The organism is Kitasatospora sp. NPDC056651 (genome assembly GCF_042792155.1).
Taxonomy (GTDB): domain Bacteria; phylum Actinomycetota; class Actinomycetes; order Streptomycetales; family Streptomycetaceae; genus Kitasatospora.
Map to the genome: position 1 here is coordinate 20,112 of NZ_JBHTWX010000117.1, position 9,315 is coordinate 29,426.

Sequence of the window (9,315 nt, forward strand, 5' to 3'; positions counted from 1 at the left end):
GGGTGCAGCGCGGCTCCCCCCCCCCCCCGCGGTCGCCCCCCCCCCCCCCCCCGCCCGGGCCGGGCCCCCCCGGGCCGGGCCCGGCCGTTCGTCCACCCTGCGACCGGTGTTCGGGCGCTGCCGCGTGCTCCCGTGCGCGCCGCGTGAGCCCCCGCCCGCGCGCCGCCGCCAACCGGGCCGATCCGTAGGAATCGTGGGCATTTCCCCACCCTTTCGCCATTACTCTAAGTTGAGTGTGCGTGTCATTGAGTGACGGAATTGGTGTAGGGTCCCTTTTGGGAGCATCGGTACGGTGTGGCGGTCGGCAGGCCGCCCACCCCCTGGGTCGCCGTCCTGACGGGGTGCCAGGCCATCGCGTACGTCCGAGAGGTGCGCGGCCGGTGGCCCGTGGCCGGGGCGCGAGGCCCCGGGCCGGAGGGGGAGAGGCCGAGTGAGCTCCACCGAAACGGTGCTGCCCGGAACCGGACGCCCGGGAGCACCGCACACCGACACGTCAGCCGTCGACGTGTCCGCGATCGCCCGCTGCTGGGTGCTGCGCCGGCTCCGGGAGAGCCGCAGGCTGCCCGGCCTGGTCCTGGGGGTGCTCTGCCTGGCCTACGCCGGCGGCGCCGCCGTCGGCTGGGGATCGCGCCAACTGTCCGTGTTCATGGGCGACTTCGGCCTGGCCGCGGCGGCCCTGGCGGCCGCGCTGTCCTGCCTGGTGTTCGGCTGCACGGTCGGCGGCCACGCCCGCCCGGCCTGGCTGCTGTTCGGCCTCTCCTCGCTCATGGTCTCCTTCGGCAACGGCACCTGGGGCTGGTACGAGCTGGTGGTGCGCACCCCGCTGCCCCAGGAGTCGCTCGCCGAGTACGCCTTCCTGCTGTTCGCCCCGCTCGCCATCACCGGCGTCCTGGTGCTCGCCCAGCACCCGCGCACGGCGGCCGGCTGGCTCTGCCTGCTGCTCGACGGCTGGCTGATCGCCGGCTCGCTGTTCACCCTCAGCTGGAGCCTGGCGCTCGGCCGGATCGCGGCCGGGGAGGACGGCTCCCCGCTGCGCCTGGCCCTCAACCTGGCCTATCCGGTGCTGGACATCCTGCTGGTCAGCCTGGTGGTCGGGCTGCGCTTCGGCGGCCGGGACGGCAACCGGGCCGCCGTGCACACCGCGATGCTGGCGCTCGCCGTCACCGTCACCTGCGACGCCCTGTTCACCTCCCCGGAACTGCGCAGCAGCTACCACTCGGGCGAACTCCTGGACGCCGGCTGGTTCTCCGGCAGTCTGCTGCTGGCCTGGGCGCCGTGGTCGCCGCGCTGGCGCCGCCCCACCCGCGAGCACCCCTCGGCCGGCGGCCTGCCGCGCCGCCGGGTCGCCACCACCTTCAGTGCGCTGACCCCCTACGCGGCCGCCGCGGTCTGTACCGCCGGCATCCTCTACAACGCCCTCGGCGGGCGGGAGTTGGACCGCGTGGTGGCCGCGGCCGCGTGCACCGTCGGGCTGGCGCTGATCCTGCGGCAGGGCGTGATGCTGCTCGACAACCTGTCGCTGGCCCAGGAACTCGCCCACAAGGAGGCGCACTTCCGCTCCCTGGTGCAGGGCTCCAGCGACGTCATCATGATCGCGGGCGGCAACGGCGTGCTCTCCTACGTCTCGCCGGCCGCGCTCGGCGTCTACGGGCGGGACCCGGAGGGGCTGGTCGGCGGCAACCTGCTGGACCTGGTCCACCCCGAGGACGTCGGCCGGGTGCTCTCCGAGGTCCGCCGCTACCTCGCCAGGGTCCGGCTCACCACCCACCGCAGCCCCGGCACCGCCGAGCTCTCCACCCGGGTCGAGTGCCGGATCAGCTCCGGCGCCGGCGAGTGGCTGCACGTCGAGTCCACCGTCAGCCGGCACCGCGACGGCCTGCTGCTCAACAGCCGGGACGTCACCGAACGCGTCATGCTCCAGGCCCAGTTGCAGCACAACGCGTTCCACGACCCGCTCACCGACCTGCCCAACCGGGCGCTGTTCACCCAGGGACTGCGGGCCGCCCTCGGCGCCCGCGGCCAGCAGGGCGAGACGGGCGCCGGGATCGCGGTGCTCTTCCTCGACCTGGACGGCTTCAAGGCGGTCAACGACACCGCCGGGCACCAGGTCGGCGACGAGCTGCTGGTGCAGGCCGCCCGCCGGCTCCAGGCGGCCGTCCGCTGCGGGGACACCGTCGCCCGGTTCGGCGGCGACGAGTTCGCCGCGCTGGTCTGCGGCCCGCTCGGCCGCCTCCAGGTCCAGGAACTGGCCGAGCGGCTGCGCCTCGCACTCTCCGAGCCGTACTGGATCGGCGGTGCCGAACTCAGCGTCGCCGCCAGCATCGGCATCGCCTTCGGCACCCCGGAGCGCGGCCCGGCGGCCGACCCCAGGGCCGCCGCCGACGAGCTGATGCGCAACGCCGACCTGGCGATGTACCGGGCCAAGTCCGAGGGCAAGGGCCGGGTGGTGCTCTACACCCCCGCGATGCGGGCCGACCTGGAGCGCCGCACCGAGCTGGAGGAGCGGCTGCGCCTGGCCGTCCGGGAGGGCGGCTTCACCCTGCTCCACCAGCCCGTGGTGGACCTCGGCAGCGGCACCGTGACCAGCGTCGAGGCCCAGGCCCGCTGGCGCTCGGTGGGCGGACTGCTGCTCACCCCGGCCGAGTTCCTGCGCTCGACCGACCACGGCGACGCGGCCACCCGGTTCTCCCGCTGGCTGGTCATGGAGGCGGTCACCGCGGCCGCCGAGCGGCGCGGCCTGACCGGGCTGGGCCGCGGCGTGCCGGAGCCCGTCCCGGTGTCCGTCCGGCTCTCCGTCGAGCGGCTCTGCTCGCCGGGCCTGTACGAGACGGTGGCCGCGGCGCTGCGGGACAGCGGGCTCCCGGCCGACGAGCTGGTGATCGAGGTGGCCCGGATGGGCCCGGACTCGCTCGCCGACGAACTCGGCCGCCGCCTCTCCGCCCTGCGCGGCCTCGGCGTCTCCACCTGGCTCGCCGGGTACGGCGCCGGCGGCGGCTCGCTCGGCGCCCTGGCCCGGCTCCCGCTGGACGGCCTCAAACTGGACCGCACGCTCGTCCAGGACCTCGGCGAGTCCCCACTCAGCCACACCCTCGCCGGGCACGCGCTGCGGCTCGGCCGGGACCTCGGGATGACCACCGCCGCCGAGGGCGTCGACCTGCCCCGCCAGGCCGCCGCGCTGCGGGAGCTGGGCTGCGGGCAGGCCCAGGGCTCGGTCTTCGCCCCGCCGCTGGACGAACCCCGGCTGCGCCGCACGCTGGCCCGCCGCGGCTGCCCGCCGGCCACGCCCCCGAGCCCCGGCCCCGGCCCCGTACCCGTCCACCGCCCGTACCCGGCCGCCGCCGGCGGCACCCGGACGAGTGGCCCGGCGAACGCCGGGACGGGCGCCACGCCGGGACGTGGCGCAGATCACCACAGCGGCTCTGACCTGCCCGGACGCCGTGCCGCTACCGGCCCGTCGGGCGGTCCGCATGGCGAGACGGCCGTCCCACCTGCTTGACATGCCGCCCCGCACGGGAGGAAGGTCATTGCCATGCGCACCCGAATTCTCGTACTTGGCGGGCGCGTCGGCTGAGTGGGCTCGTACGCCCTGCTCGTGACAGACCGACGCGCCACCCCTCGCATGCCCTTGGGCACGAGGGGTTTTTTGTTGCACTGACGCTGTTCCACCTCCGCAAGACCCCTGGCCTCGACCGCCCGAGCACGTCCGACTCGTCGGCTCAAGCGGGACGATTGAGGCAGAGCCGGCGATCGACCCGGACCGGGACCCCACCCTCGCAGCACCGGGGCCCGCAGCACCGGGTCGGCAAAACCCGAGAAGAGACAGGCAGATGACCGAGCACGCCGCTTCCCCCCGCCGCGGGGACAACCCGGCCGCCAACGCTCCCGCTCCCCAGCACGTCGTCGAGACCATGACCGGCGCCCAGTCGCTCATCCGCTCGCTGGAGGCCGTCGGTGCGGACACCGTCTTCGGCATCCCGGGCGGTGCCATCCTTCCCGCGTACGACCCCCTGATGGACTCCGTCAAGGTGCGCCACATCCTGGTCCGGCACGAGCAGGGCGCCGGCCACGCCGCCACCGGCTACGCCCAGGCCACCGGCCGGGTCGGGGTCTGCATGGCGACCTCCGGTCCGGGCGCGACCAACCTGGTCACCCCGATCGCCGACGCGTACATGGACTCGGTGCCGGTCGTCGCGATCACCGGCCAGGTCTCCTCGAAGGCGATCGGCACCGACGCCTTCCAGGAGGCGGACATCTGCGGCATCACGATGCCGATCACCAAGCACAACTACCTGGTCACCGACCCGGCCGAGATCCCCCGGGTGATCGCCGAGGCCTTCCACATCGCCGCCACCGGCCGTCCCGGCCCGGTCCTGGTCGACATCGCCAAGGACGCGCTCCAGGCGACCACCACCTTCCGCTGGCCGGTCGAGACCGCGCTGCCCGGCTACCGGCCGGTGACCAAGCCGCACGCCAAGCAGATCCGCGAGGCCGCGAAGATGCTGGTCGGCGCGAAGCGCCCGGTGCTGTACGTCGGCGGCGGCGTGATCAAGGCGCAGGCCACCACCGAGCTGCGGATCCTCGCCGAGCTGACCGGCGCCCCGGTGGTCACCACCCTGATGGCGCTCGGCGCCTTCCCCGACAGCCACCCGCAGCACCTGGGCATGCCCGGCATGCACGGCTCCGTCCCGGCCGTCACCGCGCTGCAGAAGTCCGACCTGCTGTTCACCCTCGGCGCCCGCTTCGACGACCGCGTCACCGGCAAGCTGGACGGCTTCGCGCCGAACGCCAAGGTCGTCCACGCCGACATCGACCCGGCCGAGATCGGCAAGAACCGCCCGGCGGACGTGCCGATCGTCGGCGACGCCCGCGAGGTGCTCGCCGACCTGATCGTCGCCGTCCAGGCCGAGTTCGACGCCGGCCACAAGGGCGACTACGCCGAGTGGTGGGAGCGGCTCGACGAGTGGAAGAAGACCTACCCGCTCGGCTACGAGGCGGCCCCCGCCGGGCAGCTGTCGCCGCAGCAGGTCATCGAGCGGATCGGCGCACTGGTCGGCCCCGAGGCGATCTACGCCGCGGGCGTGGGCCAGCACCAGATGTGGAGCTCGCAGTTCATCCGGTTCGAGAAGCCGGGCACCTGGCTCAACTCGGGCGGCGCGGGGACGATGGGCTACGCCGTCCCCGCGGCGATGGGCGCCAAGGCCGGCCGTCCGGAGAGCGCGGTCTGGGCCATCGACGGCGACGGCTGCTTCCAGATGACCAACCAGGAACTGGCCACCTGCGCCCTGAACGACATCCCGATCAAGGTCGCGGTCATCAACAACGGCTCGCTGGGCATGGTCCGGCAGTGGCAGACGCTGTTCTACAACCAGCGCTACTCCAACACCGTGCTGCACTCCGGCCCCGGCCACGACGGCATCGAGCCGCCGGCCCAGGGCACCCGGATCCCCGACTTCGTCCTGCTGTCCGAGGCGATGGGCTGCGTGGGCCTGCGCTGCGAGCGCCCCGAGGACCTGGACGCGGTCATCAAGCAGGCGATGGAGATCAACGACCGCCCGGTCGTCATCGACTTCATCGTCCACCAGGACGCCATGGTCTGGCCGATGGTCGCGGCCGGCACCAGCAACGACGAGATCCAGTTCGCCAAGGGCGTGCGCCCCGACTTCGGCGACGATCTCGACTGACGGCCCCCACCCACCCGTCGCCCACCGCCACCCTTCTCGGGACCGGCTCCGTCGGACCCCTCTTGTGCGACTGAGGAACCCCATGTCCAAGCACACCCTCTCCGTCCTGGTCGAGAACAAGCCCGGCGTGCTCGCCCGCATCGCCGCGCTGTTCTCCCGTCGGGGATTCAACATCGACTCCCTCGCCGTCGGATCCACCGAGCACCCGGACGTGTCCCGGATGACGATCGTGGTCAACGTCGAGGACCTCCCGCTGGAACAGGTCACCAAGCAGCTCAACAAGCTCGTGAACGTGATAAAGATCGTCGAACTCGACCAGTCCGCTGCGATCCAGCGGGAACTGGTCCTGGTGAAGGTCCGCGCCGACAACGAGACCCGGTCGCAGATCGTCGAGATCGTCCAGCTGTTCCGTGCCAAGACCGTCGACGTGTCGCCGGAAGCGGTGACCATCGAGGCCACCGGCAGCTCGGACAAGCTGGAGGCCATGCTCCGGATGCTGGAGCCTTACGGCATCAAGGAATTGGTCCAGTCCGGCCTGGTCGCCATCGGCCGCGGCGCGCGTTCCATCACGGACCGCTCGCTGCGCGCCCTCGACCGCAGCGCGTAAACAGCGCCGTCTCGCCCTCCCGTCGCCCACCACCGCCCTTCCAACGGCGCGCTGGCGCGCGGCACCTTTCGAGCAAAGACCCAACCCCCGCCGACGCGAATACGGTGAGTACCGCGTACCCGGCAACCATCACGCAAGGAGATGTGCCCCCGTGGCCGAGCTGTTCTACGAAGACGACGCCGACCTGTCCATCATCCAGGGCCGCAAGGTCGCGGTCATCGGCTACGGCAGCCAGGGCCACGCCCACGCGCTGTCGCTGCGCGACTCCGGCGCCGACGTCCGGGTCGGCCTGAAGCCGGAGTCCAAGTCCCGCGCCAAGGCGGAGGAGGCCGGCCTGCGCGTCGTCACCCCGGCCGAGGCGGCGGCCGAGGCCGACGTCATCATGATCCTGGTGCCGGACCCGATCCAGGCCGACGTCTACGAGGCGGACATCGCCCCGCACCTGAAGGCCGGCGACGCCCTGTTCTTCGGCCACGGCCTGAACATCCGCTTCGGCTTCATCAAGCCCCCGGCGGACGTCGACGTCTGCATGGTCGCCCCGAAGGGCCCGGGCCACCTGGTCCGCCGCCAGTACGAGGAGGGCCGCGGCGTCCCCGCGATCGTCGCGGTCGAGCAGGACGCCTCGGGCAAGGCCTTCGACCTGGCGCTGTCGTACGCCAAGGGCCTGGGCGCCACCAAGGCCGGCGTCATCAAGACCACCTTCACCGAGGAGACCGAGACCGACCTGTTCGGTGAGCAGGCCGTCCTCTGCGGTGGCACCGCCGCCCTGGTGAAGGCCGGTTTCGAGACCCTGGTCGAGGCCGGCTACCAGCCGGAGATCGCCTACTTCGAGTGCCTGCACGAGCTGAAGCTCATCGTCGACCTGATGTACGAGGGCGGCCTGGAGAAGATGCGCTGGTCGGTCTCCGAGACCGCCGAGTGGGGCGACTACGTCACCGGCCCGCGGATCATCACCGACGCCACCAAGGCCGAGATGAAGAAGGTCCTCGCCGAGATCCAGGACGGCACCTTCGCCAACACCTGGATCGCCGAGTACAAGGCGGGTCTGCCCAAGTACAACGAGTACAAGAAGGCCGACGAGGACCACCTGCTGGAGACCACCGGCAAGAAGCTGCGCTCGCTGATGAGCTGGGTCGACGAGAACGCCTGATCCTCCTCCGGAGCCGGGTTCCGGCCCCGATTTTGTAACTTCGTTGTACAAGTAGGCTGCTCTCGTCCGGGTGATTTCGCCGGACGGGAGCAGCCCGCTACCCAGCCCGTCGATACACTCCGAGTGCGCGTCAGGCCCACAGCGTCGTGCGTCTACCTACGCGGCATGCCACCTTCCCCCGCCCTCCACGCCGGCTGCGTGCTCGGGGGAACCGGACAGTTAAGGACCCCACTGTCGTGAGCAAATCCGTCGTTCTGATCGCCGAAGAGCTGTCGCCCGCCACTGTGGACGCCCTCGGCCCCGACTTCGAGATCCGCCACTGCAACGGCGCCGACCGCACCGAGCTGCTGACCGCGATCGCCGACGTCGACGCGATCCTGATCCGCTCCGCCACCAAGGTCGACGCGGAGGCGCTGGCCGCCGCCCGCAAGCTCAAGGTGGTCGCCCGGGCCGGCGTCGGCCTGGACAACGTGGACGTCTCCGCCGCCACCAAGGCCGGCGTGATGGTCGTCAACGCGCCGACCTCCAACATCGTCACCGCCGCCGAGCTCGCCTGCGGCCTGCTGATCTCCGTCGCCCGCAACATCGCGCCGGCCAACGCCGCGCTCAAGCAGGGCGAGTGGAAGCGCAACAAGTACACCGGCGTCGAGCTGAGCGAGAAGACCCTCGGCGTCGTCGGCCTCGGCCGGATCGGCGTCCTGGTCGCCCAGCGGATGTCCGCGTTCGGGATGAAGATCGTCGCGTACGACCCCTACATCCAGGCCGCCCGCGCCGCGCAGATGGGCGTCAAGCTGGTCACCCTGGACGAGCTGCTGGAGGTGTCGGACTTCATCACCGTCCACCTCCCGAAGACCCCGGAGACCATCGGCCTGATCGGCGACGACGCGCTGCACAAGGTCAAGCCGACCGTCCGCGTCGTGAACGCCGCCCGCGGCGGGATCGTGGACGAGGAGGCGCTCGCCGCCGCGCTGCGCGACGGCCGGGTGGCCGGTGCGGGCCTCGACGTGTACGCCAAGGAGCCCTGCACCGACTCCCCGCTGTTCGCCTTCGACAACGTGGTCGCCACCCCGCACCTGGGCGCCTCCACCGACGAGGCGCAGGAGAAGGCCGGCATCGCGGTCGCCAGGTCGGTGCGCCTCGCGCTGGCCGGCGAGCTGGTACCGGACGCGGTGAACGTCCAGGGCGGCGTGATCGCCGAGGACGTCCGCCCGGGCCTGCCGCTGGCCGAGAAGCTGGGCCGGATCTTCACCGCGCTGGCCGGCGAGGTGGCCGTCCGCCTCGACGTCGAGGTCCGCGGCGAGATCACCCAGCACGACGTGAAGGTGCTCGAACTGTCCGCGCTGAAGGGCGTGTTCGAGGACGTGGTGGCGGAGACGGTGTCCTACGTCAACGCCCCGCTGTTCGCCCAGGAGCGCGGCGTCGAGGTCCGCCTGACCACCTCCAGCGAGAGCCCCGAGCACCGCAACGTGATCACCGTCCGCGGCACCCTCTCGGACGGCGAGGAGATCGCCATCTCCGGCACGCTGGCGGGCCCCAAGCAGACCCAGAAGATCGTCGGCGTGGACGCCTTCGACGTGGACGTGGCGCTCACCGACCACATGGCCTTCTTCAAGTACGAGGACCGCCCCGGCGTGGTCGGCGTGCTCGGCCGCCACCTCGGCGACGCGGGCATCAACATCGCCGGCATGCAGGTCGCCCGCGACGGCGGCAGCGCGCTCGCCTCGATCACCGTGGACACCGAGATCCCGCAGGAGGTGCTCTCGGTCATCGCCGCCGAGATCGGCGCCCACTTCGCGCGCTCGGTCGACCTGGGCTGATCCACCCGGCCCCGGGTCCTCCCGACCGAGGCGGCAGGGCCCGGACCACCGTTCGAACGG

Annotated in this window: 5 protein-coding genes; all 5 read left to right on the forward strand. The window is 72.2% G+C overall.

Annotation, left to right across the window (positions count from 1 at the left end; all coding sequences use genetic code 11):
- Positions 1-529 precede the first annotated feature (529 nt).
- The 5 genes from ACFRAR_RS32455 (at position 530) to serA (ending at position 9,255) form a co-directional block, all read left to right on the forward strand.
- Entirely contained in the window at positions 530-3,496 is a 2,967-nt protein-coding gene (locus tag ACFRAR_RS32455) for a putative bifunctional diguanylate cyclase/phosphodiesterase (protein ID WP_380702784.1), read from the forward strand.
- 331 nt (positions 3,497-3,827) lie between these two features.
- Positions 3,828-5,681 (forward strand): acetolactate synthase large subunit, encoded by a 1,854-nt coding sequence (locus tag ACFRAR_RS32460; RefSeq protein WP_380702775.1) that lies wholly within the window; start codon positions 3,828-3,830, stop codon positions 5,679-5,681.
- A gap of 82 nt (positions 5,682-5,763) precedes the next feature.
- A complete protein-coding gene (gene ilvN, locus ACFRAR_RS32465) occupies positions 5,764-6,288 on the forward strand; it encodes an acetolactate synthase small subunit (protein ID WP_049657946.1) in 525 nt (174 codons plus the stop codon).
- Between the two features lie 151 nt (positions 6,289-6,439).
- Positions 6,440-7,438: a ketol-acid reductoisomerase gene (gene ilvC / locus ACFRAR_RS32470; RefSeq protein WP_380702777.1), complete on the forward strand. Its 999-nt coding sequence runs from the start codon at positions 6,440-6,442 to the stop codon at positions 7,436-7,438.
- Between the two features lie 236 nt (positions 7,439-7,674).
- Entirely contained in the window at positions 7,675-9,255 is a 1,581-nt protein-coding gene (gene serA, locus ACFRAR_RS32475; RefSeq protein WP_380702779.1) for a phosphoglycerate dehydrogenase, read from the forward strand.
- Positions 9,256-9,315 lie beyond the last annotated feature (60 nt).

Coding starts and splice junctions, on each gene's coding strand:
- ACFRAR_RS32460 (WP_380702775.1), top strand. CDS start 3,828: ATGACCGAGCACGCCGCTTCCCCCCGCCGCGGGGACAACCCGGCCGCC.
- ilvN (WP_049657946.1), top strand. CDS start 5,764: ATGTCCAAGCACACCCTCTCCGTCCTGGTCGAGAACAAGCCCGGCGTG.